Source organism: Geovibrio ferrireducens (genome assembly GCF_026226615.1).
GTDB classification, from domain to species: domain Bacteria; phylum Chrysiogenota; class Deferribacteres; order Deferribacterales; family Geovibrionaceae; genus Geovibrio; species Geovibrio ferrireducens.
Genome location: NZ_JAJAPB010000002.1, coordinates 121,266 through 147,114, shown reverse-complemented (window position 1 = coordinate 147,114; position 25,849 = coordinate 121,266). Strand labels below are relative to the sequence as shown.

Here is a 25,849-nt window from a genome sequence, read left to right as displayed (position 1 = left end):
ATAATGTCTGATTTACCCGTTACCCCGGCGATACGCGTTTTGAGAGCGGCAAAGGTTCCCTTTGAGGGGCATCTTTATAAATATGTTGAAAAGGGCGGCACTGCTCAGTCCGCAAAGGAGCTTGGAGTCGAGGAGCACATAGTGGTGAAAACCATTATTGTGGAAGATGAAAACAGGAAGCCAATGGTTGTCCTGATGCACGGAGACAGGGAAATTTCCCTGAAAAACCTTGCCAGATTCATAGGGGCAAAGACACTCCATCCCTGCGATCCGAACACCGCGAACAAACACACCGGCTACATGGTCGGCGGAACGTCCCCGTTCGGCACAAAGAAACAGATGCCCGTTTATGCTGAGGAAAGTATATTCGAGCTTGATAAAATATTGATAAACGGGGGAAAAAGAGGGTTCTTGGTTATTATTGATCCCAAGGATATGGAAAGAGTGCTTAAGCCTGTTAAAGTAAACGTAGGGATTGAGTAGGGAGAGAAGAAATCAGACAACAACCCCGACATCTGATGATAGCCGGGGTATATATTATCTGAAAACTACCCCATCGCGTTAAGACGGACAGCGAGTCTGGAAACTCTTCTGGAAGCCTGATTTTTGTGAATAACGCCTTTAGTTGTGACTTTTCTTATTGTAACTTCAGCGCTTTTAAAAGCTTCTGCCGCCGCAGTTTTATCTCCGCTTGAAACAGCCGAAAGGAATTTTTTAACGGCAGTTCTCATTTTGGATTTATAAGCTTTGTTAGCCAGAGCTTTTTTTCTGTCCTGTCTGATTCTTTTGTTAGCACAAAGTGTGTGGGCCACTTTTCACCTCTAGTATTTTTGTAAGAGGTGATGTATATCAAAAGAAACCTCTTTAGTCAAGGGGTTTGAGCATTATTAAAGGCCGTATTTTAAAATATTTTGTGTCACGGAGCGTCTTTATATGAGAAAACTTACTTATGTTATTTGTATATCAACACTTTTAGCCGCATGTGGAGCCAAGGAGCCGAAGGTTGAAACAGGGCAGACAATCCTTGCCGGGTTCTCCTCCGGCGGTGAAACGGAGAACTCAAAACGTCTGGGCGAACTCACTGTTCAGTTTGATGAGGTGAAGCAGAATATAGAGATAATAAACCGCAGAAACGCAGCAATAGAAGAAAAATACAAGCAGATAATAGATCTCTTCGTGGCTTACAGAGAGACTTTGACCTCGATAAATACAAAAGTGGACAATTTTACTCTCACAAAGAATTTGGCTTATGCAAATAAAGGTGTATCATTGTATGGGAACCGTAGTTTAGCTGGCGAACCGGTGATGAAGATGTCACGCGATTCTCTGGTGGAAATTCTTGAAGGCGAAGCAGGTGTTGCAGGTGTGGTGGCTGTCCGTTCGGCTGATGTTTACGGATATGCCGACGGGAGCTCATTCACCAAACTTCTGAAATAGTCTCAGGCGGTTACCTGTCTTCTTCCCTTAAGAAGAACGGAGGTATTAATGAAGAGGTCAGCGCTTTATCTGCTCTCTATCCTTGTGCTCTCAAGCCTCAGTGTGTGGGCAGCAGCAGGAGGAGACACCGCGGAAAGAACCGCGAAAACGTGCGCAGGGTGTCACGGAACAAACGGAGCCTCGCCCGGCGCATTCATTCCCATTATCGGCGGGCAGAATGCCGAGTATCTTAAAAAAGTTCTCCTTGAACTGAAAGAGAAGAAACGCTCCCACAGTGTGGAGATGTCCCTGATGGCCTCCGGCTACACAGAGGAACAGCTTGCCGCCATATCCGAATGGATGGCAGATAAAAAGTGGGTCGATTCCAGAGTTAAGGTAAACAGCTACAATATGGGCGCAACTGTCAGGCTCATTGAGGATTACTCCTGCTTCGGCTGTCACACTGACAACGGCAAAGGGGAGGGGGAAACACCCGCAATAGCAGGTCAGGTTCCCGGCTACCTCAAAAATGTGCTGATGAAGTATAAGGCAGGGCTTATCCCCTCGGACGAAATGGCTTTCCTTAAGGATGTCAGCGAAGTTGAGATAGATGCCATGGTTTCCTATCTCACAGAACTGGGGAGGAACAGATGAGCGGTTTATCGAGAAGAGACTTTGTCAAGGCTTCCGCCGCAGTGATAGCCGCTGCGGGCATTTCCGGCTGTGCGGGCGGTTTGAGCCTCAATATAAATAAACAGCAGGAACAGGTCATCCTGCCTAAATCCGGCAAAAGGGTTGTTGTGCTTGGCGGCGGCTGGGGCGGACTGACCGCGGCAAAGTACATTAAGCTGTGCGATCCGTCCATTGAGGTTGTTATTGTGGAGAGGCTGGACAACTTTGTCTCCTGCCCGATGAGCAACCTTGTTTTGTCAGGTCTGAGAACTATTCAGGAGATCACCTTCACCTATGACAGCCTGTCAAAAAACTACGGCATAAAAATAATTAAGACCGAGGCCACTGGGCTTGATGCCGCCGCAAAGCAGCTTCACACCGCGGCAGGGCGTATAGAGTATGACAAGCTTATCGTTTCCCCCGGTGTTGAGTTTATGTATGAAAAGATTGAGGGCTGGTCAAAATCGGCTGAGGATGTTTTCCCCCATGCTTACAAGGCTGGCAGACAGACTATCCTCCTCCGTGAACAGCTTGTAAATCTTAAAAACGGTGAGAATGTGCTTCTCACTGTACCCCTTGCGCCGTACAGATGCCCGCCCGGACCTTACGAAAGGGCATGCCAGATAGCCTTTTATCTTAAGAACAATAAGAAAGGCTCAAAGCTGATAGTTATTGACGGCAATGAGGATATAGCCTCCAAGGGCAAGCTTTTCCACGCCGCGTGGGATGACTATTATAAGGATGTGATAGAGTATGTCCCCGATACAGTTGTGAAGGGTGTGGATGTTAAGAGCAGAACCGTGAAAACCACCAATGGGGATTTCAGGGGCGGGGTTGCGAATATAATTCCCGACATGAAGGCAGGTTTATTCGCATATAAAGCGGGGCTTCTGCCTGAAACGGAACGCTGGGTTAAGGTTAATTCGTTTACTCTGGAATCACAGGCGCTTAAGGATGTGTTTGTCCTCGGCGATTCCACCCATGCGGGAACTGTGGGGCCTGTGCCAAAGTCCGGTTTTGTTGCCAACTCCATGGGTAAGGTGGCCGCCGCTGCTGTGGTCAGCCAGCTGAACGGCAGGGAGCCGCTGAAACCTAACCTTGTGAATACCTGCTACAGCATGGTTAACGACAGGGAAGCCATATTCATCTCCGGTGTTTACGACTATGATGAAAGCACAAAGCTGATAACCAGCAGAGGCGGCGGGCTTTCTCCTGCGCGCTCCGAGCTTTATGCGAAGCATGCGGATGACTGGGCGCTGAGTATCTGGTCGGATATACTGACATGATAAAATGAATTAATGAGCCGCCGCATTCCGCGGCGGTTTTTTTTTGCCGAATCCTGTAAAAAAGAAATTGATTCAAAAAACACAATATTTTGATTATTCAACTTTACTATGAATTGACATTGATTTTGTTCAGACAGCTTATTTTGATGTTTTATTTCTAAAATATTGCCATGCTAAACTCTTTAGTGATAAATAAGTTACGTAACAAAAAAGTAACATATGTCGGAATTAGTCTTTTAAATATCAGGAAAACATATTATGTAACTATAATTTATGAGATGAATTAAAATGTATATTGTATACAAAAAACTCTTTACATTTTTTAATACATAGGTATAGTAGCTATATTCCAATCTTAGAATATGGTGAATATCAGATAGATAATATAGATTAATCAAAGTTGAGTCCTGAGGTTTTTTATTATGAGTTCAATGACAGGTCTGAAAAACGCTTTTGCGGAAAATAACTATGAGAGAGCCACTGATGTTCTCTCCGGCACAAACCCTGATAATGACGGTCTGGTGAGCCTTTCCGCCGCTTTTATGTTCCTTTCCCTTGTTTACAGGTATCCGGATGCGCCTGTATACGACACTCTCCTGAAATACATTTCTGATTTTCAGTCTTTTGCTGATGAATATTCCGCCGGAACCCTTGAGCTCACTGACAGGCGTGAGATGGAATATGACTACGTGCGTCTTTTCATCAACGCTCCCGGCGGCATGAAAGCCAATCCCTATGCTTCCTGCTGGCTCAGCGAGGAAAAGCTTCTCTGGGGCGATAAAATGATGCGCCTGAAAGAGCTTATGGAGGCGGAAGGTTTCGTTATGAGTGCGCCAGTGACCGAGCTTGAGGATCATATCAGTGTTGTGCTTGAGTTCTGCTCCGTGCTGACAGAAAAGATAGCCGCCGGTTCCGGTTCATGCAGTGTCGGCAGTTTTTTTACCCTGCTTGAGATCATGAGGGATTTTTTCCCTGCTTTTGCAGGCTCTTTTGCCGCTAAGGTGACAGAGGAGGCAGAGCAGGAGTTTTACAAAACCGCCGGAAGGCTTGTTCAGGGCTTTCTTGCTGATGCAGAACAGATTTTCGAAGAGCTTATCTTCGGATAAAAATAAAAACTAAAGGGTTAAAGCCCGTTAAATTTTGGAGGTCTAGTATGAAAAGAAAAGCTGTTATGGCTCTCACAGTGGCTCTGATTCTCGCTTTTGCGGTTGCTACCGCTTTTGCTGCGGGAAATGAAAGAAAAGGTAAAAGAACATGGAAGAAAAGCTGCCGCACGGCATGTCATGACGGAAGCAAAGCTTCTGATCTTTCTCCCGTTTCAAAAACACAGGCTCAGTGGAAAGCCCTTTTTGACGGCAACCACGCTAAGATTGATGCTGCTCACAAGGCAAAAGGCGCTTCTCATGAAGCTCTTCAGCCCAGCGACTGGGAAGATATGTACGAATATCTTAAAAACCACGCGCTGGACAGCGATCAGCCTGAAACCTGCGGTTAAGGAAAATATATGTGCACGGCAGGCATTCCCTTCAATGCCTGCCTTAAGTGCATAAGCACTTAGGTATAGACCTGTGCTCCCTTCGGCACGGTTTATATAAATTTTCATTCCTTTTATGGGGGCAGTTTATGAATAAGCTTCTCGTTGCGCTTTTAACAGTATTCATGTCTGTCTCTCTTGCTTTTGCGGCCGATCCTTCCCTTGAGGATCTCAAAAACCAGATAACCGCACTCCAGCAGGAGATAGACACAATCAGCAAGCGTGTGGACGTGACAGAACGTCACACGGCGCTTGACAAAACAACTCTCGGTGTTGAACTGAGGACAAGGCTTGACTCCATCAGCTATGACGATGTGCGTGCGCTTCCCGCATACGCCAACGACATGATGAGCCTCTGGCTTCAGGGTACACTGGTTTCCGGTGCCGGCGGTTCCGCATGGGACACAAACGGCGACTTCTGGAACGATGCTTTCATGCAGAATTATCAGCAGGAATTCGGAGCTCTTTACAGCGAGCTTATGGGAACCTCAGCGGTTGCGCAGGAATTCCAGATGAATTTCGGTGCTCTTATCGGCAGTGACGGCATGGGTAATTTCAGCAATACCGACTGGGTAGACGGTATGATTGAGTTTACAGGCATGACAGGCCTCGCAGACGGCAACATGAACGGCGTTACGGATTATCAGGACGTTGTTATAGCCGTTGCCACCATGAACAGTCTGGATCTGAACGACCCGGCTCAGGCGGCTCAGGCGCAGATGATGGCAAACATGATGGCCTTTGCTTACCTTATGAACGACAACACTCTCTCCTCTGCAGAGGCTGCGGTAGTGAAATCTATGTTCAAGGGTGTAAAACCCAGAAAGTACAGCGCCGAAAACAGCTCTATGTTCACCAACAAACTCCGTCTGCGTCTCAACAGCAAGGTCAACAACAACCTCAGCTTCGCGGGCAGGCTTGTTATGTATAAATCATGGGGCGATTCCAACAACATCAGGTTCTTCGACGGAACATTCAAGAGCATGTATCTTGACGGCAACTCCGCTGCTGTTCCCACGGATGACTCTGTACATGTTGAGAGAGCCTACTTTGTTTACAAAAACAATATAGGCGATGTGGGTTACCACTTCTCATTCGGACGCCGCCCCTCCACCTACGGCCCCGGTTATGAAAACCATGAGAACTCCGTTCTCGGCGGTTCTCCCGTGGCTTCCATCATCCAGTGGAACTTCGACGGCGCGTCACTCCAGTTTGACTTTGATGAATGGGTTCCCGGCTCCTTCATAAAATTCTGCTACGGCAAAGGATTTGAAGGTCAGTGGGGTACAGCAAACGCTCTTTCTGCCAACAACGGTCTCATTTCCAATCCTAATGTGGACGATGTTGAGTTCGGCGGAATCATTGTCAAGTTCTATGACGATGAGCAGTACAAAGTCTGGTACAACTACGCCAGAGGATTCGGCGTGACAGACGGCTTCACCGGAATGGTAGCTATGCCCTTCTATATAAGCGGCAAAGACTACAACATGGACGGACAGTACGACGAATATTCGTTTAACCCCAACTACGGCGGCTACGCCTCAAGGTTTGAGCCCACAGCGGAAATAGGCGACATAGAAATGCACGCCTTCCTTGTTCAGGGTGAGAACTTCGGCTTTAACTGGTTTGCCTCATACAACCTCAGCCAGACCCACCCGGACGGCAGGTCAAACAACCCCATGTTCCAGTTTATGGATCAGGACAAGCTTCTCGGTTCAGACAGCAGCAAGCACGGCAACATGGTATGGGTGGGCGTGACAACTCCCGCACTCCCCGTAACAGGCGGCAAGCTTGGGTTTGAATACAACCAGGGAAGCAAAAACTGGATAAACTTCACCGCGGGCGAGGATGACATTGTGGGCAGCAAACTCGCAGTGAGAGGTAAGGTTTACGAGGTTTACTACCATCAGCCCATAGTTGACAACAAGCTGTTCGCCACAATCGGCTATCAGTATTTCGACTATGAATACACAGGCAGCGGCAACCCCATGGGTGCGCCCACCAAGATTGACGACGTAAACGGTCTTCACGCTATGATGCCTGTTGTTGATAAGGTTGAGAAATTCTACGGCTCCTTTACTTACAGTTTCTAAAAATTTTATGCGGGGGCTCTTTCCGGGGCTCCCGCTTTAAGGCTTATAAATGACCTTGCTGCAAACTTTGTTCCGCTTCATGTCCGCACATAAGATTTTGGTCATAGAGAATTTAGCGCCTTTTCCCAGTAGACAGATAGTATTCTAACGATGTTATAATTTTTAAATATTTATACTTGCGAATATTAGGGAAAACAGATATAGATATAAGTGTATATTGTATACAGTGTACAGTCGGTTAGTAAACGAACTTGTCGGTTAGATTAGTGATATAACAGGAGGTCCATTCATATGAAGCTCAGTCGCAGGAAGTTTCTTGCAGCTTCCGGAGGGGCATTCGCGGCGGCAGTGGCGGCAGCGAATCTTTCATCCCTCACGGCGGTTGCGGAAAGCGGACACGGTGATGCGCAGACAGGGGAAAAGGGCGAAAAACACGTCGCTTCATCCTGTGAAATGTGCGTTAACAAATGCGGGTTTTATGCCCACGTGGTTAACGGGCGCATCAAAAAGCTTAACCCCAACCCCCATTTTTTTAAAAGCCGCTCAATGCTTTGCGCAAGAGGCAATGCAGGCGCGGAGGAACCCTACAACCCCGAAAGGCTTAAAGCACCGCTCGTAAGGGACGGTGAAAGAGGCGAGAATAAATGGAGAAAAATCTCATACGAAGAGGCTTTCCAGATCGTCGCTCAGAAGCTCGCAGAGGCCAAGGCAAAATATGAAAACCGCTCATCCGTGGCCTTCTTCTCCTCAGAAGGGCTTCAGGAAGGCAGCTTCCATATGCTGGCACAGACCTACGGCTCAACCAACACCGTGCGTCACCCTTCGCTCTGTCTCTCATCCACAATTCAGGGCTGGTCATCTGTTTACGGAGTTTATCCTGATGCGGATCTGGCTAATGCCATGTTTGTTATAATGCCCGGCGCCAACAGGGCGGAAGCGATTGTCACACCCGATTCTATGGACTTCCTCCGCTACAGGCCCAAAGGTCAGCAGCTTGTGGTTCTGGACCCCAGATTTACAAACACTGCCGCGAAAGCTGATAAGTGGTATCCGGTTAAGCCCGCCACTGACATGGCTTTCATGCTCGGCATGATAAACGTGATAATCAACGAAGAGCTTTATAATAAAGAGTTTGTGGCGAATATGACCGAAGGCTTTGAGGAACTCAAGGCTCATGTTCAGCAGTATACTCCGGAATGGGCAGAGAAGGAGTGCGAAATTCCCGCCTCTGAGATTCGCTGGTGCGCCCGCGAATTTGCAAAATATGCTCCCCGCTCCGTGGTTTACCCCGGCAGGAGAACATCGTGGTATGTGGATGACGTTGCCTTCCGTAGAGCCTGTGCCATCCTCCCCGCCCTTTGCGGCTGCTGGGATGTTCCGGGCGGCATAGTTCCCAAAGCCGGTGTTCCCCTCAAGACCCCTGATGTCATGTATCCTTTCTACGATATGGTTGAGGAAAGGCTCGATGTGGAATCCTTCGGCGAGTTTGACAACAACCTCCCGGATGATGCCAGAAAAGAGGCGGGACTTCCCCTTGATTCCGTTGCGTACCTCGGTGAGAAGGACGGAAGCTGGATTCGCTTCCGCGAGGCTGTCCTTAAGGGTGAGCCTTATCCCGTAAAAATGATGATGATCTACAAGCAGAACTTTGTGGAAGCTGCTCCAAACAGGGCGAAAACCCTGAAAATGATGGAGATGATGGACTTTATCTGCATGATAGATATTCAGATGTCAGACACCGCCTACTACGCGGATCTGGTTATTCCCGAATCCACCTATCTGGAAAGATGGGACGTGGTGCACAGTCTTGCGGGAATCTGGCCCATAGCTACCTTCCGTCAGGCGTGTATTGAGCCTGTTTACCAGACCAAGTCAATGTTTGAGATAACAGCGGGAATAGTGGATGAGATGCTGAAAATTCCTGAGCTCTGGGATGATACAGACGAGGAAGAACTTGAGTACTTCAAGGAAGACTTCATTGAGGCTATTCTCCATGCCCCGATACAGGATTACATCAAGTATCAGGTCAGCGGCTATGAAAACGGTTATGAAAGGCTCCTTAAAGAGGGCGTGATCTACAAAACCGATAAAGGCGTTTACGGCACAGCCTCAGGAGAGGGCTTCCGCTTCAAAACCAGAAGCGGGAAAATAGAATTCACCAACGTGAAATACCCCGAAAAAGGGCTTGATTCCCTTCCTGTTTACAGAAAAGCAAGACAGCCCCAGAACGGTCAGTTCCGTTTTATCCTCGGCAGACACGGCTGGAACACCCACACCGGGACACAGAACAACGAATACCTCTGGGAGATACAGAAGGAAAATACCCTCTGGATCAATACCAAGGAGGCTTTCAGACTCGGCATCAAAAACGGTGACAGAGTTGTTGTGAAAAGCTCAGTGGGCGAACAGACGCTCAGAGCCGAAGTTACAGAGAAGATCCGCCCCGACTGCGTTTACTACGCACATGGGTTCGGCCGCGTTTCAAAAGGGATGAGCCTTGTTTATCAGAAGGGCGCCTCACAGGCAGCAATTCTTGAGGACTACATAGAGCCCATTTCCGGTAATGCAGCTATGCATGAAACCTTTGTAACCGTAAGCAAGGCTTAGGAGGTAACGGCAGATGGCTACCAAAAAATTCGGCATTGTTCTTGATGCCAGAAAATGCCTCAACTGCAAGGCATGCACCGTTGCCTGCAAGTTTGAGAATATGATCCACCCCGGTGACAGCGAATACAGAATATGGGTCAGCGAGCTTGAGCTTAAGGGCACTTACCCGAACCTCTCGCAGGAATACCAGCCCTCACAGTGTCAGCACTGCGAGAACACACCCTGTGCAAGCGTTTGCCCCACCAAGGCAACCTATAAATCGCCGGAAGGTGTTGTGCTTATAGACTATGATAAGTGCATTCTCTGCAAAGCATGCATGACCGCATGCCCCTATGACGCGAGATACGAGAACGTTCATCTTCACGCCATAGACAAATGCACATTCTGCTACCAGCGTCAGCCCGAAGGCAGGGAACCGGCCTGTGTGGAAACATGTCCCACAAGGGTAAGGGTTTTCGGTGATCTTAACGATCCCGAAAGTGAAGCAAGCAAAGTGCTTGCGCGTAACCATTCTTATCAGCTTAAGCCGGAGAAGAATACCAGACCCCGGCTGCACTATATAAAATAAGGGGGATGTTCTGATGGCAGCACATACGGAAAACCACGGAAAATCTTTTTTGAAGTCCCTTATAGTTAATAATAAGGACATTCCCGCCATGCCTTTCATAGTCCTCGGCCTTATACTTTGCGCTGTGGGGGCGGTTGCGGTTGTTACAGTGTTCGTAAAAGGACACCATGAATCCTACGGCGTAACCAGACAGGTTCCGTGGGGGCTTCTGATCTCCTCATATGCCTATTTTGTTATCATCTCCACCGGGATAGCTTTTATAGGCGGTCTGGGGCATGCTTTCGGATATGAAAAATATGCGAAGATAAGCAAAAGGATAGTTGTTCTGGCTACAATTGTTCTCCTTGCGGGCTTCACGCAGATCCTTATGGAGATAGGCAACCCGCTGAGAATGGTTTACATGATGATAAGCCCGAACTTCAAGGCTCCCATCTTCTGGATGGGTATGTTCTACGGTATTGAGCTTGTGATACTCGCCTTTGAGCTTTACCTGATATTCAAACCGAACCAGACAGAAAGCGATCATAAGCTTGCTGCTGTTGCGGGCTTTCTTGCTCTTCTTGTGGGTGTGCTTGCGACCAGCAACCTTGGCTATGTCTTCGGTTCGCTTAACGCCAGGGACTGGTATCACGGCATATACTTCTCCACTTTCCTTGTGGTTTCAGGGGTAACAGCCGGGGCAGCACTGCTTATCCTCGTGCACAATATAGTTTATAAAGGCAGCCTTCCCGAAGAACTCAAACCCTCTATGCTCTCCCTCGGCAAGCTCATGGGCGGCGGAATAGGGGTGATGATGTTCCTTTACCTGTGGAAGATGCTTTCATCAATATTCACTGAGCCGGGGGACGCTTATATGTCTGTCATGGCACTTGTTTCCGGGCCTTTAGCGTTCAACTTCTGGATAGGCGAAATGCTTCTGGCGGTTGTTCTGCCCCTCGCGCTCATAGTGACTGCTAAAGGCAGCGTGAAAAAGCTGAGCCTTGCCGGATTCATTTTCCTCATCGGCCTGTTTTTCACAAGGTTTGACTTTGTGGTTGCGGGTCAGCTTCCTCCTATGAGGGAAGGCTTCCCCGGTTCAGGAGTAGTTACCGATGCGCTCGGACTTGCTATGTACAGCCCTTCGGCACTTGAATGGCTTGTTTATATGTTCGGCTTCGGTGTGTTTTTCCTGCTGTATTTCTCAGCGGAGAAGTTCCTGAATCTTGAGACGGAGAGCCACCATTAGAGATTGAAAACTGCCCGCACGGCTCACTGAAAAAAGGGGCTGTGCGGGCAATACTGCTTATGGAGGATGGCAGATATTTATTAATTGCTATATACAGGTGTATAGATAAATATTTGTCAGTACTATAGATTTTATCTATGGATATATATCATAGCTAATTACTTGGTAATTTGCTTTTTTAATTTCAAATAGTTAGAATGCTTATTGGTTAAATTGTATTCATTATTTGATTTTAAAATTGTAAATTTCGTAAAAATGAGTATAATAAATTAGTTGTTTGTTGATAATTTATTAGTTTAACTTTTACGAAAAATGCAGATGCAGCCTTTGATAACAAAGACCTGTTCCCGTGTATTCATCAAGCGGAAGAGTGAAGGGGCAGGCAGAGTTATAAATTTTAATTAACCCCGATGGAGGTATTTTTTAATGCGTATGTTAAGCAGAATTCTCATGACTGCCGTGCTCAGCATGGCTCTTTTTGCTGTTGGCTGCGGAACGGCAACGAAGGAGGCAGCAGCCCCCGCCGAGGCAGTGAAGGCTAAGTCTGTTGCGGAGCAGATAGCCGAATCCGGTTTCGAAATGGTCAAATTTGACGAAGTTAAAAAAGTTGTCGGCGACGGCATGTTCAACGCTTCAAGAGGCGTTCTTGTGGATGCCAGACCTGAGCGTACATTTGATCAGGGTCACATCCCCGGCTCAGTCAACATCCCTGACAACAAATTTGAGCAGTTTTTCCCTGTTCTCGCTGAAAAGAAAGTGACAAAAGACACATACATAATCACTTACTGCGGCGGTGTGGACTGCATAAAAAGTCTTGATGACGCTAAAATGCTCAAAGACAAAGGCTACACTAACATAAAAATCTATCTTGACGGCATGCCCGACTGGACAAAAAAAGGTCAGGCTATCGAAATAGGCTTTGAAACAGCAAAAAAACTTCAGGCCGAAGGCAAAGCGCTTTTCGTTGATGCCCGTCCCGAAAGAGTTTTTGAAAAAAGCACAATCCCCGGTTCCGTAAATGTTCCGGACAACAAGTTTGAGCAGTTCAAACACCTTCTTCCCGCTGACAAAAACGAGACATTCGTTGTTTACTGCGGCGGTTACGAATGCGTTAAATCGCACGTTGTTGCAGAAGAGGCTATGAAGCTCGGCTATAAAAAACCGCTTATATACGCGGGCGGCCTTCCCGAATGGGAAAAAATGGGCGGAACAATGACTGCTGCCGCTCCTAAAGCCGCTGCCGCTGCTGCTCCCGCAACAGGAATCAAGCAGGGCGCTGAACCCGGCTCTGTTGACAAGGATTACTTCAAAACACTTGTTCCTTCCAGACCTGCTAATATCATTATTGTTGATGTAAGGACTCCCGCTGAATTCCAGAACGGCCACATTGAAGGCGCAATAAACATTGACGTGAACAAAATGTACAAAGAAGGCTGCGAGGCTGTCACTTCTCTTCTTCCGAAAGAAGGGGATCTGATTTTCCACTGCGCCTCAGGCGGCAGAGCGGGCGAAATGTATTTCGGCCTCATAGAGGACTGCAAGTTTGCTCAGAAGGAAAGACTCCACTTCCTTGACGCTCACGTGAAATTCAGCAATGCTCAGTGCATAGTTGAATAACATAAGCAATTACACTTTTTCATAATCTTTCTTCAAAAAAGGCAGCCCGGAATTTCTCCGGGCTGTTTTTTTTATCCCTTAAGCGCCTTGTGGCAGAGTTCACCCAGACGTTTCAGATACATCTCCGTTTCATCATTCCACACCACGGCGCAGTTAATGCGCATGCAGTTGTTATACTTATCCTGCGATGAGAAAACCGTCCCCGGTGCGAAGCCTATGCCTTCGTGCGAGGCGCGCTGGTATATGGCAAGAGTATCTGCTGTTTCGGGAAGCTCCAGCCAGAGGATGAACCCTCCCTTCGGGCGGGTGATTCTGGTTCCTTCGGGGAAATATTTGGAAATGGCGTTGGTGAATGAGGCCACAAGTGATGAGCATGTGCCTCTGAATTTCTTGAGGTGGCGTGTGTATTTACCGGATGCCAGATACTCCGCCAGCGCAAGCTGGGTGGGGCGCACTGTGTCCACTGTGGTGGAGGCTTTGTACTTGAACATAGGGGTGAGGTATTTTTCGGAGCACATCCACGCAACCCTGTATCCGGGGGCAATTGTTTTTGAGAAGGAGGAGACGTATATAACAGATTCCCTGTCATGCTGGTACAGTGTGGAGGGGCGCTCTCCCTCGTGGGGCAGGTCGCCGTATATGTCGTCCTCTATTATAACTGCGCCGCTTTTTCGGAACATATCTGTTATCTCCTGCCTGTCGCTTTCAGGAATAAGGCAGCCGAGGGGGTTGTTGAAGTTAGGCTGAATTATCGCCGCCTTCACATCATCCCGCATCAGGGCACGGCGGAGCGCTTCCTTGTCTATCCCTGTTACAGGGTGGGTAGGGAGCTCAAGGGCGTATATCCCAAGGGCGTGGAGAATGTTTGTATATCCGAAATAGCAGGGTGATTCCACAATAACGCTGTCCCCCGGCTTTGTGAGTATTTTGAGGGCAAGGTAAATCGCCTCCGAACCGCCGGAGGTGATGATCATTTTGTCCGTTGGCATGGTGATTCCGCTGGAGAGCATGTGGTAGGCTATCTGGTTTTTGAGCTCTGGCAGGCCGCCTATTGTTTCGTATGATGAATGGTTGGGTGTCTGTGCCATGGCTTTTTTCATCATCTTCGCCAGTTCGTCAGTGGGCAGAAGCTTGGAGGATGGTTCTGCTACTGCGAATGAGATTTTGCTGGTCTTCCCCATGGTGTAGTAAAGCTGCATGACAAGGTCAAACTTGCTGACAGGGTTGGGCACGGGGGAGGGGCTTGTGGCCTCCGGCTGAGGAAGTCTGCGCATCTGAGTGTTTACCAGAAAGTAGCCTGATTTCGGGCGTGATTCTATGAAGCCCTTGCGCTCAAGCTCCATATAAGCTTTCATGACGGTGGTGACGCTGGTTTTCAGCTTCTGTGCTGTTTCCCGCAGGGAGGGAATCTTTCCTCCTGATTGCAGTTTGCCTGTTTTCACCATTTCAAGGATCAGTTCCTGTATCTCTTCGTAAAGGAATTTTCCGTCATCAGCCGTCATATATCACCCATCTGTTATACCTGAAATTTCTGTTATCTGCATCTGTTATTGTATCAGGAAAGTAGTATTATAATAAGCAGAAAGAGTCAATGATTATCCGGAGGAATGATATGAACAGTAACTATAAAGTGCGCAACGAACATAATGAAGTAAGGCTTGGCATATTCGCTTTCAGTCTGGCTGTGCTCGGTTTTCTCTGCCTGATGGGCATTCTCCAGTAAAATAAGCTTAAAGCAACTGTTACACCCGGAACAGGTGTAACAGATACAGGCATTATTTAATGCCGAATTCGTTTATTTTGCTGTGGAGTGTTCTGCGCGAAATTCCCAGAACCTCAGCCGCCTTTGTTTTGTTTCCGCCTGTTTTTTCCAGCGCCTTGATTATAAGATCCTTTTCGTTGTCCCGCATGTCCAGCGAACCGCAGCCGTTTCTGTTTTCAAGCGGCGGCAGGGTGTCAGGGGTAAGCCTTTCTGATTTTGAGAGAATAACGCTTCTTTCCACTATGTTTTCAAGCTCCCTTATGTTGCCGGGAAAAGGATATTTTTTCAGCTTATCAATATAGCTTTTTTCCGCTCCCTTGATCAGTTTCCCGAACCTCTGGGCGTATTTTGATATAAAAAAGTTCACCAAAGGCTCAATCTCCTGATTTCTTTCCCTGAGCGGAGGGAGATTCACAGGGAACACCGACAGCCTGAAATACAGATCCTCCCTGTATTCCCCTCTTTCCGAAAGTGTTTTCAGATCCTTGTTTGTAGCCGCCACAATGCGCGCATCCGTGGTCAGTGTGCGGATTCCGCCAACACGCTCAAATGTTCTGTCCTGAAGTACACGGAGCAGCTTTGCCTGCACCTGCGGGGGAAGCTCGCCTATCTCATCCAGAAATATTGTGCCTCCGTCCGCCAGCTCAAAACGTCCCTCTTTGTTTGCGGATGCTCCGGTGAATGCGCCTTTCATGTGGCCGAAGAGCTCGCTTTCTATGAGGTTTTCATTCAGTGCGGCGCAGTTCACTGCTACGAACGGCTTATTCTTCCGGGGGGAGTTGGCGTGTATTGAGCGGGCAATAAGCTCTTTCCCCGTGCCAGATTCTCCGAGGATCAGAACAGTTGCATTCAGAGGAGCCACCATCTTAAGCTGTTCTATGATTTTCCCCAGTCCGTCTGCGGAGTAAACACCTTCAAAGCTGTACTCCTCAGCGTATTCAAGGGGGGGTATAACAGTTTTCTCAATCAGTGTTTTTGCCACTGTTTCAAGCATGTGGTCTATATCCACAGGTTTGGTGAGATAATCCGCAGCGCCGAGTTTCATGGCCTCCACAGCGGTTTTAACGCTGGAGAATGCGGTTATCACTATGACAGGCACAGTCAGCCCCCTTCTGCTCACATGGGTGAGAAAGGTAAGGCCGTCCATTATATCCATCTTCATGTCGAGGAGGATTGCATCAGGCTCAAAATCATCAAGCTTAATAAGAGCCTCAGCTCCGTTAGCTGCTTCCTCGGTTTTATATCCGTTGTCTTCAAGGTGAAGCTTAATCATCAGTCTGTGGTTGGATTCGTCATCAACAATAAGTATTCTGCCAGCCATTTCTAGTTACCTGCCGAATTTTATTTCTATAATAAAAGGGTTTGTGCTTTTAACGTCCGCCTGAAACCCGTGGAGGGCGCATATCCTTTTCACCACCGCGAGCCCCAGCCCCGAACCTTTTGCCTTTGTGGTATAAAATGGTTCAAAGAGCCTGTTTTTCTCTGGTGCTTCTCCGGCCACATCGTTTTTCACTGTGATTCCTTTCTCGCTGTAGTCTATCTCCACTGTTCCATGCTCCGGCGATGCTTGCAGGGCATTAAGAAGCAGGTTGAACAGCACCTGAAGCATTTTGTCTGCATCAGCCTTTATCAGGGCATCCTCGCCGTTGATCGCTATGCGGACTGATTTGCTTTTAAAATCAGCGGAAAGAAGGTTAATCGTCTTATCCGCCAGCGCGCCGACGGAAATATTCTGCATGTCCGCCTTGAGCTCTTTGCCGAAAGTGAGGAAGTCGTTTACTATGGTGTTCAGCCTGTTTATTTCGTCTGTTGTGTGAGCCAGAATGTCTTTTATGTCGGGGCTCTGCTCCTTTTTTGCGGCAAAGCTTATAAGACCGGAGATTGAGCTCAGCGGGTTTCTTATTTCATGGGCGAGGATGTGGGACATTTTGCCCATCTCTGCTTCCTGTTCAACCTTTTTGAACCGTTCAATCTGGAGCAGGTGCAGCCTGATGAAGCGTATTACCAGCACATATGCAACTATGAGGAAAACAAGTATAATCCCTATCTGAACAAGCCCTGTGTACATCTGTCTTTTTGCGAGGGCAACAGCGGAGGAATCCATAACAAGAGCAACTGTTATATCCTGTAGGTTTTCGGGATTGGGCGGTTCCCCCATCATCCTCTGTCCGGATCTTCGCTCCATCATGTGCCCGTGGTTAGGATTGCTGAATGTCTTGAATGATGTATAAATTGTTATTGTTTCACCGCTCTCAACAATGGAGTACCCGCTTATCTCCCCCATGTAAGGCGGCGTGTGGGCAGGGGAGGGGTTGACTATTATTTTGCCGTCTTCATCGAAAATAACCATATTCAGCACTGAATTCTGTGTGCTGAGTTCCTCAACAAAGCGTATCAGCCTGTCCATTCCGGCATATCTGGAAACCATGAACGCCCGCCTTCCGCCTTCCAGCGATTTCAGAGAGTTCATACCCATGTCTATTATGTGGTGTTTGTATGTCTCTATGTTTCTCGTGTAGGATTTTATATGGATTACCGCGTGTATCAGGTTAAGCAGTATCACTGCGATAAGCACCAGCTTGAGCTTTTCGGCGAATCCGTTTTTATTTTGTTCCATCAGTCACCTTGTTGTTAGATATGCTCAATATATCAGTTGCCATGTTTAAAGAGAAGTGCTATCTCTTTTTACAATGCTTTTGAACGTAGCTCTCCTTGCGGGGGGGCAGAGCAGGCGCTTCGGCTCCGATAAGGCTCTGGCTCTCTTCCGCGGAAAACCTCTTATTGAGTATATATCCGAAAAGTTTGTCCGTGAAGGGTTCAATGTTTCCGTCATCTCTAAAGACGTTACAAAGTACCTTAATGTTCTCAGCGGTTCTGTGGAGCATGTGGAGGATATTTACGAACAGCAGTGCCCGCTGGCGGGACTTATCACTGCTCTGCGTCATTTCAGGGCGCCGGTGTTTGTGATCTCCACCGATGCACCGGGTGTGCCTGCTGATGCGGCAAAGGCTGTTCTCGGTTCATTGAGCGGTTATGATGCCGCAGTGCCGGATGCCTTCGGAAAAATACACCCGCTCATCGCGGCTTACTCACCGAGCTGTCTGGATGTTTTTGTAAACCAGTTTGAAACAGGCAACTACCGCCTTAGGGATGCTCTCTCCGCGCTGAATACGCGTTATCTGGACGATGCTTTCTTTTCCTCCATAGGTTTTGACGGTTCCATATTCTCAAATATTAACCGCAGGGAGGATATGGAGATTCTCAACAACACCGTTTGCGGCAAATAGTCCGTAGATAGAAAGTTTTTGTTTTTTAAAATTTTACCTTGCAAAACAGACAAAAATTTATTAAGTATATCTTCCTTGCTGCGCCCGTAGCTCAATTGGATAGAGTGGCAGACTACGAATCTGTAGGTTAGGGGTTCGACTCCCTTCGGGCGCGTTGAAAAAAGGCTTCCTTTATGGAAGCCTTTTTTTGTTATATCCTCTGCGAGCGTGTGCATCAAACTGACCGGATGATGTGTTACCGTGTCACTGCGAGGAGCGACGCGACGCGGCAGTCTCTAAAATATACTGAGAGATTGCTTCACCCTTTCAGGGTTTGCAATGACGCAAAACAGTCCCGAAAGGAGAAACCCCGGTAATAGAAAACCGGAGAACAAGGTAAAATTATGTGCAACGTTGAGAATGGTAACAGAATCAGCCGGTGACACAGGTAACATGTTACTTATGTCTATAACGTTGCACAGGATTTCAGACGGCTTCCGATAATTGTAACTCTTTACAGAACTGCGAACTTACCCCAGCAGCCCTTTATCTTTGGTTACGAAGCTTTCCATGCGCACCTCTGCAGCATCGGCAAGGGTCAGTCCGAACTCTCTGAGAAGCGGTATTGATTCGTCAATTTCGTTCCGTTCAAGCATTACCGCCAGTTTCAGAAGCTTGCCCAGCCTGTTTTCCGCACCCATAACAGCCTCCTTTATATCCGCGCTTACGTTGAACTGATCAATAAACGCTTCAAAAGGAGCCTCCAGAATCACATCCAGAAGAGAGAGCAGACCGGTCAGAAATGCCTTCTCTTTGAGATCGCGGCATGATTTTTCGGCTATTTTCTCCATGGTGGACGCACGCTCATGGGCGGTCTGCATCAAAGGGTTTTCGCAGGGGTCCATATTGCCTTTTGAGGCATACAGCAGAAGGGTAAGCCATTTTGAAAGATTATTTCTGCCGAGAAGCGCCGCCGCATGTTTTATAGAAGTTATGTCAGATTTCAGGAAGAATGCGGATGAATTTATGAATTTAAGCAGGTTGAGGTTTATTGCCGGATAGTTTTTCATCTCCCGCGCTATAAATTCCATCGTGCTGTTGTCATCTCTCAGTATGTTGATCAGGCTTATCACTCCTGCCATTGAAGGGTCTATCCCTTTTTTTGCAGATACAACAAGGGGTTTTGCAAAGTAATACCCCTGAAAGTATTCAAACCCCAGTTTTTTGCAGAACTCAAACTCGTCCCTTGTTTCAACCTTTTCTGCCAGAAGACGGACGTTCATCGCTTTCAGCGAGTCCATGTTCTTTATTATCTGCATCTTGGAGACAGAGCGTATATCAACCTTGATGAAGCTCACATCCCCGAAGAGCGGGCGGAAGGTTTCCGCATGGCTTGCGGTAAATATGAAGTCATCCAGTGCGAAGCTGTAGTTCTGTTTGCCGTAATCTTTTATTTTATCAACCAAATCATCGGTAACTTTTGTGGTTTCCAGTATTTCAAGGACAGTTTTATCAGCGGGAAGAAGGGCTATTATGTCTTCATCAATCACCGATTCATCAATATTGATAAAGCCTTTCTTCGCTCCCAGAAGGGTTTCTATGCCGAAGTTCTGCAAAAGGTGCAGCAGGACGGATGAAGTTGCGGACAGATTGTCGTCTATCTCCGCTATATTTTTCTCTGCGTTACGGAAAAGTATTTCATAAGCATATATGTTTCCGTTGCTGTCAAGTATCGGCTGTCTTCCGACAAAAATTCTGTCGCTCATAAACCTCTTTTCCGCTTTTCCGGTGATATGTTTTTAACCGGACTACTCAAAAGGATAAAAAATATCAAGTGAAAATTACCTTTGTAAATGCTTCTTAGATAATATATCATATAAAGTAACTAGTTTCAGATAAAATAAAAGCATATGTTTTAATATTTCCGATATGCTCATAACAGTATAACCGGAACCTGCGTGCAGCAGGACAGGAAAGAGCAGAGGTGAAAACAGTTTGCGCAAATCAGCCCCTTGTCTCTTGAGGATTGACAAACTTGTGCTTCTCTGACATAATTTTGATATGGAATTACTTGAGAAACTGAATATTTTAAGCAGTAAGATAGAACGTCTCATAGATGACAGGGAAAACCTGAAAAACGAAAACGAAGCCCTGAGAAAGAGGGCTTCGGAACTGGAAGCGGAAATGTCCGCCCTTATTGAGGAAAGGAAAACGGTCAGGGAAAAAGTGGAGAGCCTTCTGGCTAAAATAGGGTAAAAGAATGAGTCCTGAAAGCAAGGAAGTTCACATAACCGTCGCAGGCGGGCACTACTCCCTGAGAACTGAGCACGAAGAGGTGCTGAAAAAAGCAGCAGGGCTTCTGGAGGACAAGTTTCAGGAATCGAGCGGTTCCTCCAAGATAGTCAATACTCACCGTGCCGTTGTTATGGCAGGTTTAAAAGTCGCCGTTGACAGTGTTGAGCTTTCAGAGCTTATGGCCGAAGCCGAGGCCAAAGTGGACAAGCTCAGCGAACGGCTGAACGAGATAGATATATAAAGATCCCCTGCGGCGTTCGTAAGATGGAAGAAAACTGCAGCCAACAATTTTAACCTGGGGGTTGATACTGGGCGCAGTGTGCATGCCTGCTTGCAGGAAGCCTGAAGCGCCCGTGATACTCCCGCCCTTATTGTAAGGGCTACTAGGTTTCTTCCACAAACGGCGCATGCGGGGGTTGGTTTTATGAGGATACTGGAAGCACTCCGCCCGAAAGGGCTTGAAGATATAGTAGGGCAGGATCATCTTTTTAAAGGGGATGCGCTCTTTTTAAAGCTGGTGAAGTCAGGCAACTTTGACTCGCTGATCCTGATTGGCCCGCCGGGCTGCGGCAAAACCACCGCGGCGGAACTGGTGGGAGAATACCTTGCTATACCCTTCTTCAGGCTGCATGCCTCCACTTCCGGTTCCTCGGACATAAAGAACATAATCGAATCCACGAAGCACTACGGCAGAGAGGCCATTGTCTTCATCGATGAGCTTCACAGGTTTAACAAAACCCAGCAGGATCTCCTGCTGAAAGTTATCGACGGAAGGCATGCGAAGCTTATAGGAGCCTCCACGGAGAACCCTTACTTCAACCTCACTCAGCCGCTCCGCTCAAGGAGTTTTGTGTTTGAGTTCAATCCTCTTGGGGACAGGGCTCTGGATCAGCTTTATGAAAAGGCTGTTTCCTACATAAAAGAAAGCTACGGGGTTGAAGAAGTGACAGCCGATGACGAAGGCCTGACAAAGCTTAAACGTGTCAGCCTCGGCGACGGCAGACGCTTTCTGAACATGCTGGAACTCTCCGTTATAAAGGGTGTTTTCAGCGGGCGGAGCGTCACACTGGGTCTTCAGGGCATTGAAGACTACGTCACAGGCGGAAGCTACGATACGGACGAGCATTACGACCTGCTTTCCGCCATGATAAAAAGCATAAGGGGCAGCGACCCCGATGCGGCTCTTCTCTGGGGCATGAAGCTTATGGAAAGCGGAGTGGCTCCGGAAACTGTTTTCAGAAGGCTGCTCATCTCCGCCAGTGAGGACATAGGCAACGCCTATCCCGATGCGCTGGAATTTGCGAATGCCTCTTATCAGGCGTTTACAAACGTGGGCAGACCCGAAGGGGACATTATCTTCGCTCAGGCGGTGACTTACCTTGCATCCTGCCCGAAGAGCAACAGGAGCTATATGGCTCTGCACAAAGTAAAAAATTACCTTCAGGCACACAACCCCAAAGTGCCTGACCATCTTAGAAGCGGGGGCAGCGGATATGTTTATCCGTTTGATCACGGAAGTTTTGTGAAGCAGGATTATGCGGAGGAAACGCTTAATTTTTACAATCCTTCCGAACAGGGATTTGAGGCAAAATTTGCTGAACGCCTTAAAAGGCTCTGGGACGGCGTAAAGAAATATGAATAAAGCCGCCCTCAGAAAGCTCATGAAGGAAAAACGCTGTCAGCTGGCTGTTCCCTTTGTGGAGGAGGCCTCGCGCAGCATATGCCTTAAATTTCTGGCCGAGTATAAATCGGCAAAGAGGGTACTTTTGTACTCCGATATAAATAACGAGGTGAAAACGGAAAATCTTGCGCTACAATTAATGAACGGAGGGACGGAAGTCTACCTGCCCGCATTAAAAGAAGGCAGGCTGGTTACCGGACCCTATGACGGAGGATTACAGGCGGGACCCTACGGAGTCAGGGAACCGATTGTGATAGATGACAGAACAGATTTTGACGTGGTTGCTGTGCCGGGACTTGCTTTTGACAGCGGGTTGTACAGGCTTGGCTACGGAGGCGGCTACTACGACAGACTACTGCCCGGACTGAAGCTTTCGGTCAAAGCCGGTCTGGGTTACGGATTTCAGATTGTCGGCACGGTTTACAGGGAAGAGCATGATTTCCCCTTGGATGCGCTGATAACTGAAAATTACATATACAGGAGGAGCAGATGAGCAGTCTGCATGCGTTACTTGCCCTCGCGAGCCTTTTAGTAGGTATGTTCGCGGGACTTTTATATCAGAAAAGAAAGAATGATAATGAGAATATCAGAAACAGCAAAACAGCCGAAGATATTTTAAGCAGAGCAAGAAAGGAAGCCGATGAGATAATCAAGGAAGGCAAACTTGAGTCCAAGGATTATGTCTATAAAGGCAAGCAGGAAGTTGAAAGGGAATCAAGAGAAAAGAAAAAAGAGATAGCCGCCCTTGAAAAAAGGCTTATCACCAAAGAAGAATCCATCGACAGCAAGCTTGATCAGCTTACCAAGAAAGAGGATGCGCTCCTTAAAAAATACGAGGAAGCTGAAGAAAAACAGAAGGTTCTCGACAGGCTCCGTGAAGAAGCGGAAGAGATCCGCAACAGAATGATAGCCGAAATCGAAAAGATAGCCGCCATGACAAGGGAGGAAGCAAAGCAGATGCTTATCGCCGAACTTGTTGAGGATGCAAAAATAGATGCGGCGCGTGAGCTCAGGGAAATCGAAGAGCAGACCAAAATGGATGCCGAGAAAAAAGCCCAGAGCATTATCGCAACAGCCATCCAGAGATGCGCCCCCGAATATGTGGGTGAGATTTCCGTCTCTGTTGTCAGCCTTCCCAGCGATGAGATGAAAGGCAGAATCATAGGCCGTGAAGGAAGAAACATCCGCACATTTGAAAGTGTTACCGGAGTTGACATCATAGTGGATGACACTCCTGAAGCGGTTATTCTTTCATCTTATGATCCGTTCAGAAGAGAGATCGCCAAAATGACCCTTGAGAGGCTTGTGACCGACGGCCGCATTCATCCGGCGAGGATAGAGGAGCTTCACGACAAATGCCGTGAGGAGCTTGAGAAACATGTCCTTGAGGTCGGCGAGCAGACCCTCTTTGATCTGGGCATACACGGCGTTCACAAAGATATTTCAAGGCTTATCGGCAGGCTCAAATACAGAACCAGCTACGGTCAGAACGTTCTCGGACACTCCATAGAAGTCGCGAAAATCTGCGGAACAATGGCAGCCGAACTCGGACTGAACGAGAAAATAGCCAAACGTGCAGGCCTTCTCCACGACATAGGAAAAGCCATAGACTACGAAAGCGAAGGCTCACACACCGAAATCGGTCTGGAAGTCGCCAAGAAATACAAAGAGGACTGGCGAGTGCTTAACGCCATCGCCTCGCACCACGGTGAAGAGGAGTTCAAGTGCGTTGAATCTGTCCTTGTACAGGCCGCGGATGCCATGAGCGCATCCAGACCGGGTGCGAGGAGAGAGGTTCTTGAGTCATACCTTAAAAGGCTTGAAAACCTTGAGACAATCGCTTCCTCGTTTGACGGTGTCAGCAAATGCTATGCTATTCAGGCGGGAAGGGAAGTTCGCATAATAGTTGAGCCCGACAAAGTGACCGATGAAAGGCTCGTGACTCTTTCCAAAGACATATCAAAAAAGATAGAGGAAGAACTCACATACCCCGGACAGATCAGGGTTACTGTAATCAGAGAAGCCCGCTCTGTGGGATATGCTAAATAACACAGTTAAATGAAAGTACTTCATATAGGCGATATAATGGGCAAAGCAGGCAGAAGCCTGCTTCGCTCCGCCGTACCCCGCCTCCGAGAGGAACTCGGACTTGACATTGTAATAGCAAACGTTGAGAACGCCGCAAACGGCTTCGGTATCACTGAGGCTCTCTATAAAGACATCCTTTCATACGGCGTTGATCTCATGAGCACCGGAAACCATGTGTTCGATGTGAAGGAATCCGAAAATTTCATCAGAAATCTGGAAAATCTCGTCCGCCCTGCCAATTACCCGGATGGAACCCCCGGCAAAGGGCACATAACCATAGAAAAAAACGGCGAAAGATTCACCCTGTTCAATCTCATGGGGAGAGTCTTCATGCCCCTTTCCGACTGCCCTTTCAGGAAATTTGACTCAGTCTACCCTGAAATAAGCAGAAGCTTTGTCCTTGTGGACTTCCATGCGGAAGCCACCAGTGAGAAGAACGCCTTCGGGCTGTACACTGACGGCAGAGCCGGAGCTGTGCTCGGAACCCACACTCACGTACAGACAAACGATGACAGGGTACTGCCGAACGGCACTCTGTATATTACCGATGTGGGCATGTGCGGCGGGCTTGACTCAGTCATAGGGATGAGTGCGGGTGCGCCGATAGAGCGGTTTCTGGGCGGTGTGCCGAGGAAATATGAGGTTGAAAAAGCGGGTAAAATGGTGTTTAATGCCCTGTTTTTCGAGTATGATTCGCTCGGTAAAATTGTCCGTTATTCAAAAATATCAGAAATATCGGGGGAGTAAATGGACTACAGAAAAGAGATCAAGCGCCTTGCCGCAGAAATGGACGCTGTTATTCTGGCTCACAACTATCAGCCTGCGGAAATTCAGGAAATTGCAGACATCACCGGGGACTCCCTCGGTTTAAGTATACAGGCGGCACAGACCGACAAAAGCACAATAGTTTTCTGCGGGGTTCACTTCATGGCTGAGACCGCGTACATGCTTTCACCACAGAAAACCGTTCTTCTGCCTGAGATAAATGCGGGCTGCCCCATGGCGGACATGATAACTGCGGATAAGCTCCGCGAGTTCAAGAAGCAGCACCCGAAAGCCGCCGTTGTCTGCTACGTGAACACAACTGCCGATGTTAAGGCAGAGAGCGACATCTGCTGTACATCCGCCAACGCGGTCAACGTGATCAGGCATGTGGACGCTGATGAGATAATCTTCGTGCCTGACCGTAACTTAGGTCACTATGTGTCACGCTTTACCGATAAAAAGATGATTCTCTGGCAGGGCTGGTGTCCCATACATAACAGAACAACCGAGCTTGAAGTCAGGCAGCTTAAGGAAAAATATCCCGATGCGCTTGTTGTGGCTCACCCTGAGAACCCGCCTTCTGTGGTGGAGCTTGCTGATCATGTCTGCTCCACATCGGGTATATACACATACTGCCGCGAGAGTTCCAACAAGCGTTTCATTATCGCCACGGAAGAGGGCGTGCGTTACCTGCTTGAAAAGCAGAACCCTGATAAGGAATTTATTTTCGCTTATGACGGGTTCATCTGTAAGAATATGAAGAAAACCACACTGAAAAGCCTTTACGAGGCACTGCTTTACAAACAGCATGTAATAACTGTGCCGGAGGATATAAGGGAGAAGGGTGTCCGCTGTATTCAGAAGATGCTTGATATACCCAGAAACTACTAATATTTTAAAATAATCTGACAATTTTCAGAAGCGGTTCCGAAAATTGTTGAATTTTAGAACATAAGTGCTAATATAGCGAACCT

At 47.7% G+C, this 25,849-nt stretch carries 24 protein-coding genes, 1 tRNA gene and 1 other RNA gene; 21 read left to right on the top strand and 5 right to left on the bottom strand.

What is annotated here, in order from left to right; genetic code table 11:
* The first annotated feature begins 3 nt into the window (after positions 1 to 3).
* Positions 4 to 483: a Cys-tRNA(Pro) deacylase gene (ybaK, locus tag OSQ85_RS02710; protein WP_265821133.1), complete on the top strand. Its 480-nt coding sequence runs from the start codon at positions 4 to 6 to the stop codon at positions 481 to 483.
* Positions 484 to 548: 65 nt separating this feature from the next.
* Here the strand turns inward: ybaK and rpsT are convergent, their stop codons facing one another.
* A complete protein-coding gene (gene rpsT / locus OSQ85_RS02705; RefSeq protein WP_265821132.1) occupies positions 549 to 812 on the bottom strand; it encodes a 30S ribosomal protein S20 in 264 nt (87 codons plus the stop codon).
* Between the two features lie 121 nt (positions 813 to 933).
* On the opposite strand from rpsT, the gene OSQ85_RS02700 reads away from it, so the two are divergent.
* The 10 genes from OSQ85_RS02700 to OSQ85_RS02655 all read left to right on the top strand — a co-directional run bounded on the left by OSQ85_RS02700 (position 934) and on the right by OSQ85_RS02655 (position 13,018).
* Positions 934 to 1,437, top strand: coding sequence for a hypothetical protein (locus OSQ85_RS02700; RefSeq protein WP_265821131.1), 504 nt, complete (start codon positions 934 to 936; stop codon positions 1,435 to 1,437).
* Between the two features lie 48 nt (positions 1,438 to 1,485).
* Positions 1,486 to 2,070, top strand: a complete 585-nt coding sequence (locus OSQ85_RS02695) for a c-type cytochrome (protein WP_265821130.1) — start codon at positions 1,486 to 1,488, stop codon at positions 2,068 to 2,070.
* Entirely contained in the window at positions 2,067 to 3,374 is a 1,308-nt protein-coding gene (locus OSQ85_RS02690; protein ID WP_265821129.1) for an NAD(P)/FAD-dependent oxidoreductase, read from the top strand. Before OSQ85_RS02695 ends, OSQ85_RS02690 begins: the two co-directional genes overlap by 4 nt.
* A 422-nt stretch (positions 3,375 to 3,796) precedes the next feature.
* Positions 3,797 to 4,480, top strand: coding sequence for a TorD/DmsD family molecular chaperone (locus OSQ85_RS02685; RefSeq protein ID WP_265821128.1), 684 nt, complete (start codon positions 3,797 to 3,799; stop codon positions 4,478 to 4,480).
* A 47-nt stretch (positions 4,481 to 4,527) separates the two neighbouring features.
* Positions 4,528 to 4,869, top strand: coding sequence for a cytochrome c (locus tag OSQ85_RS02680; RefSeq protein WP_265821127.1), 342 nt, complete (start codon positions 4,528 to 4,530; stop codon positions 4,867 to 4,869).
* 128 nt (positions 4,870 to 4,997) lie between these two features.
* Positions 4,998 to 7,001 carry a DUF3373 domain-containing protein gene (locus tag OSQ85_RS02675; protein ID WP_265821126.1) on the top strand — a complete coding sequence of 668 codons (2,004 nt, stop codon included), beginning with the start codon at positions 4,998 to 5,000 and terminating at the stop codon, positions 6,999 to 7,001.
* A gap of 291 nt (positions 7,002 to 7,292) precedes the next feature.
* A complete protein-coding gene (locus OSQ85_RS02670) occupies positions 7,293 to 9,608 on the top strand; it encodes a molybdopterin-containing oxidoreductase family protein (RefSeq protein ID WP_265821125.1) in 2,316 nt (771 codons plus the stop codon).
* Positions 9,609 to 9,621: 13 nt separating this feature from the next.
* Positions 9,622 to 10,176 carry a 4Fe-4S dicluster domain-containing protein gene (locus OSQ85_RS02665; protein WP_265821124.1) on the top strand — a complete coding sequence of 185 codons (555 nt, stop codon included), beginning with the start codon at positions 9,622 to 9,624 and terminating at the stop codon, positions 10,174 to 10,176.
* 13 nt (positions 10,177 to 10,189) lie between these two features.
* Positions 10,190 to 11,401 (top strand): NrfD/PsrC family molybdoenzyme membrane anchor subunit, encoded by a 1,212-nt coding sequence (nrfD, locus tag OSQ85_RS02660; protein WP_265821123.1) that lies wholly within the window; start codon positions 10,190 to 10,192, stop codon positions 11,399 to 11,401.
* 426 nt (positions 11,402 to 11,827) lie between these two features.
* Entirely contained in the window at positions 11,828 to 13,018 is a 1,191-nt protein-coding gene (locus tag OSQ85_RS02655) for a rhodanese-like domain-containing protein (protein WP_265821122.1), read from the top strand.
* Positions 13,019 to 13,089: 71 nt separating this feature from the next.
* Here the strand turns inward: OSQ85_RS02655 and OSQ85_RS02650 are convergent, their stop codons facing one another.
* From OSQ85_RS02650 to OSQ85_RS02640, 3 genes are all read right to left on the bottom strand, one after another.
* Positions 13,090 to 14,520, bottom strand: coding sequence for an aminotransferase-like domain-containing protein (locus OSQ85_RS02650; protein ID WP_265821121.1), 1,431 nt, complete (start codon positions 14,518 to 14,520; stop codon positions 13,090 to 13,092).
* 273 nt (positions 14,521 to 14,793) lie between these two features.
* Positions 14,794 to 16,101 carry a sigma-54-dependent transcriptional regulator gene (locus tag OSQ85_RS02645; protein ID WP_265821120.1) on the bottom strand — a complete coding sequence of 436 codons (1,308 nt, stop codon included), beginning with the start codon at positions 16,099 to 16,101 and terminating at the stop codon, positions 14,794 to 14,796.
* Positions 16,102 to 16,107: 6 nt separating this feature from the next.
* On the bottom strand, positions 16,108 to 17,397 hold the full coding sequence (locus OSQ85_RS02640) for an ATP-binding protein (protein WP_265821119.1): 1,290 nt from the start codon (positions 17,395 to 17,397) through the stop codon (positions 16,108 to 16,110).
* Positions 17,398 to 17,470: 73 nt separating this feature from the next.
* On the opposite strand from OSQ85_RS02640, the gene mobA reads away from it, so the two are divergent.
* Both mobA and OSQ85_RS02630 read left to right on the top strand, forming a co-directional pair.
* Positions 17,471 to 18,067 carry a molybdenum cofactor guanylyltransferase gene (mobA, locus tag OSQ85_RS02635; RefSeq protein WP_265821118.1) on the top strand — a complete coding sequence of 199 codons (597 nt, stop codon included), beginning with the start codon at positions 17,471 to 17,473 and terminating at the stop codon, positions 18,065 to 18,067.
* 80 nt (positions 18,068 to 18,147) lie between these two features.
* Positions 18,148 to 18,221, top strand: a tRNA-Arg gene (locus tag OSQ85_RS02630).
* A 355-nt stretch (positions 18,222 to 18,576) separates the two neighbouring features.
* Here the strand turns inward: OSQ85_RS02630 and OSQ85_RS02625 are convergent.
* The gene (locus OSQ85_RS02625) at positions 18,577 to 19,812 is read right to left on the bottom strand and encodes an EAL and HDOD domain-containing protein (RefSeq protein WP_265821117.1); all 1,236 of its coding nucleotides are present in this window, start codon (positions 19,810 to 19,812) and stop codon (positions 18,577 to 18,579) included.
* A 295-nt stretch (positions 19,813 to 20,107) separates the two neighbouring features.
* On the opposite strand from OSQ85_RS02625, the gene zapB reads away from it, so the two are divergent.
* The 8 genes from zapB (at position 20,108) to nadA (ending at position 25,766) form a co-directional block, all read left to right on the top strand.
* Complete coding sequence (gene zapB, locus OSQ85_RS02620; RefSeq protein WP_265821116.1) at positions 20,108 to 20,302, top strand: cell division protein ZapB; 195 nt, start codon at positions 20,108 to 20,110, stop codon at positions 20,300 to 20,302.
* Between the two features lie 4 nt (positions 20,303 to 20,306).
* Positions 20,307 to 20,582, top strand: a complete 276-nt coding sequence (locus OSQ85_RS02615) for a cell division protein ZapA (RefSeq protein ID WP_265821115.1) — start codon at positions 20,307 to 20,309, stop codon at positions 20,580 to 20,582.
* Position 20,583: 1 nt separating this feature from the next.
* Positions 20,584 to 20,761, top strand: a non-coding RNA gene (gene ssrS / locus OSQ85_RS02610) — 6S RNA.
* A 4-nt stretch (positions 20,762 to 20,765) separates the two neighbouring features.
* Positions 20,766 to 21,983 carry an AAA family ATPase gene (locus OSQ85_RS02605; protein ID WP_265821114.1) on the top strand — a complete coding sequence of 406 codons (1,218 nt, stop codon included), beginning with the start codon at positions 20,766 to 20,768 and terminating at the stop codon, positions 21,981 to 21,983.
* Positions 21,976 to 22,515: a 5-formyltetrahydrofolate cyclo-ligase gene (locus OSQ85_RS02600; RefSeq protein WP_265821113.1), complete on the top strand. Its 540-nt coding sequence runs from the start codon at positions 21,976 to 21,978 to the stop codon at positions 22,513 to 22,515. Before OSQ85_RS02605 ends, OSQ85_RS02600 begins: the two co-directional genes overlap by 8 nt.
* On the top strand, positions 22,512 to 24,071 hold the full coding sequence (rny, locus tag OSQ85_RS02595) for a ribonuclease Y (RefSeq protein WP_265821112.1): 1,560 nt from the start codon (positions 22,512 to 22,514) through the stop codon (positions 24,069 to 24,071). The genes OSQ85_RS02600 and rny overlap by 4 nt, the downstream gene beginning before the upstream one ends.
* 9 nt (positions 24,072 to 24,080) lie before the next feature.
* Entirely contained in the window at positions 24,081 to 24,857 is a 777-nt protein-coding gene (locus tag OSQ85_RS02590; protein ID WP_265821111.1) for a TIGR00282 family metallophosphoesterase, read from the top strand.
* Positions 24,858 to 25,766, top strand: a complete 909-nt coding sequence (gene nadA, locus OSQ85_RS02585) for a quinolinate synthase NadA (RefSeq protein WP_265821110.1) — start codon at positions 24,858 to 24,860, stop codon at positions 25,764 to 25,766. It begins immediately after the preceding gene.
* The last annotated feature ends 83 nt before the right edge of the window (positions 25,767 to 25,849 follow it).

What these genes read in the sequence shown, in the direction of transcription:
- OSQ85_RS02605 (WP_265821114.1), top strand. Translation starts at nt 20,766, where the DNA reads ATGAGGATACTGGAAGCACTCCGCCCGAAAGGGCTTGAAGATATAGTA.
- OSQ85_RS02640 (WP_265821119.1), bottom strand. Translation starts at nt 17,397, where the DNA reads ATGGAACAAAATAAAAACGGATTCGCCGAAAAGCTCAAGCTGGTGCTT.
- OSQ85_RS02590 (WP_265821111.1), top strand. Translation starts at nt 24,081, where the DNA reads ATGAAAGTACTTCATATAGGCGATATAATGGGCAAAGCAGGCAGAAGC.
- OSQ85_RS02600 (WP_265821113.1), top strand. Translation starts at nt 21,976, where the DNA reads ATGAATAAAGCCGCCCTCAGAAAGCTCATGAAGGAAAAACGCTGTCAG.
- OSQ85_RS02685 (WP_265821128.1), top strand. Translation starts at nt 3,797, where the DNA reads ATGAGTTCAATGACAGGTCTGAAAAACGCTTTTGCGGAAAATAACTAT.
- OSQ85_RS02625 (WP_265821117.1), bottom strand. Translation starts at nt 19,812, where the DNA reads ATGAGCGACAGAATTTTTGTCGGAAGACAGCCGATACTTGACAGCAAC.
- OSQ85_RS02615 (WP_265821115.1), top strand. Translation starts at nt 20,307, where the DNA reads ATGAGTCCTGAAAGCAAGGAAGTTCACATAACCGTCGCAGGCGGGCAC.
- OSQ85_RS02670 (WP_265821125.1), top strand. Translation starts at nt 7,293, where the DNA reads ATGAAGCTCAGTCGCAGGAAGTTTCTTGCAGCTTCCGGAGGGGCATTC.
- OSQ85_RS02645 (WP_265821120.1), bottom strand. Translation starts at nt 16,101, where the DNA reads ATGGCTGGCAGAATACTTATTGTTGATGACGAATCCAACCACAGACTG.
- OSQ85_RS02655 (WP_265821122.1), top strand. Translation starts at nt 11,828, where the DNA reads ATGCGTATGTTAAGCAGAATTCTCATGACTGCCGTGCTCAGCATGGCT.
- zapB (WP_265821116.1), top strand. Translation starts at nt 20,108, where the DNA reads ATGGAATTACTTGAGAAACTGAATATTTTAAGCAGTAAGATAGAACGT.
- ybaK (WP_265821133.1), top strand. Translation starts at nt 4, where the DNA reads ATGTCTGATTTACCCGTTACCCCGGCGATACGCGTTTTGAGAGCGGCA.
- nadA (WP_265821110.1), top strand. Translation starts at nt 24,858, where the DNA reads ATGGACTACAGAAAAGAGATCAAGCGCCTTGCCGCAGAAATGGACGCT.
- nrfD (WP_265821123.1), top strand. Translation starts at nt 10,190, where the DNA reads ATGGCAGCACATACGGAAAACCACGGAAAATCTTTTTTGAAGTCCCTT.
- OSQ85_RS02700 (WP_265821131.1), top strand. Translation starts at nt 934, where the DNA reads ATGAGAAAACTTACTTATGTTATTTGTATATCAACACTTTTAGCCGCA.
- OSQ85_RS02680 (WP_265821127.1), top strand. Translation starts at nt 4,528, where the DNA reads ATGAAAAGAAAAGCTGTTATGGCTCTCACAGTGGCTCTGATTCTCGCT.
- OSQ85_RS02690 (WP_265821129.1), top strand. Translation starts at nt 2,067, where the DNA reads ATGAGCGGTTTATCGAGAAGAGACTTTGTCAAGGCTTCCGCCGCAGTG.
- mobA (WP_265821118.1), top strand. Translation starts at nt 17,471, where the DNA reads ATGCTTTTGAACGTAGCTCTCCTTGCGGGGGGGCAGAGCAGGCGCTTC.
- OSQ85_RS02695 (WP_265821130.1), top strand. Translation starts at nt 1,486, where the DNA reads ATGAAGAGGTCAGCGCTTTATCTGCTCTCTATCCTTGTGCTCTCAAGC.
- OSQ85_RS02665 (WP_265821124.1), top strand. Translation starts at nt 9,622, where the DNA reads ATGGCTACCAAAAAATTCGGCATTGTTCTTGATGCCAGAAAATGCCTC.
- rny (WP_265821112.1), top strand. Translation starts at nt 22,512, where the DNA reads ATGAGCAGTCTGCATGCGTTACTTGCCCTCGCGAGCCTTTTAGTAGGT.
- OSQ85_RS02650 (WP_265821121.1), bottom strand. Translation starts at nt 14,520, where the DNA reads ATGACGGCTGATGACGGAAAATTCCTTTACGAAGAGATACAGGAACTG.
- OSQ85_RS02675 (WP_265821126.1), top strand. Translation starts at nt 4,998, where the DNA reads ATGAATAAGCTTCTCGTTGCGCTTTTAACAGTATTCATGTCTGTCTCT.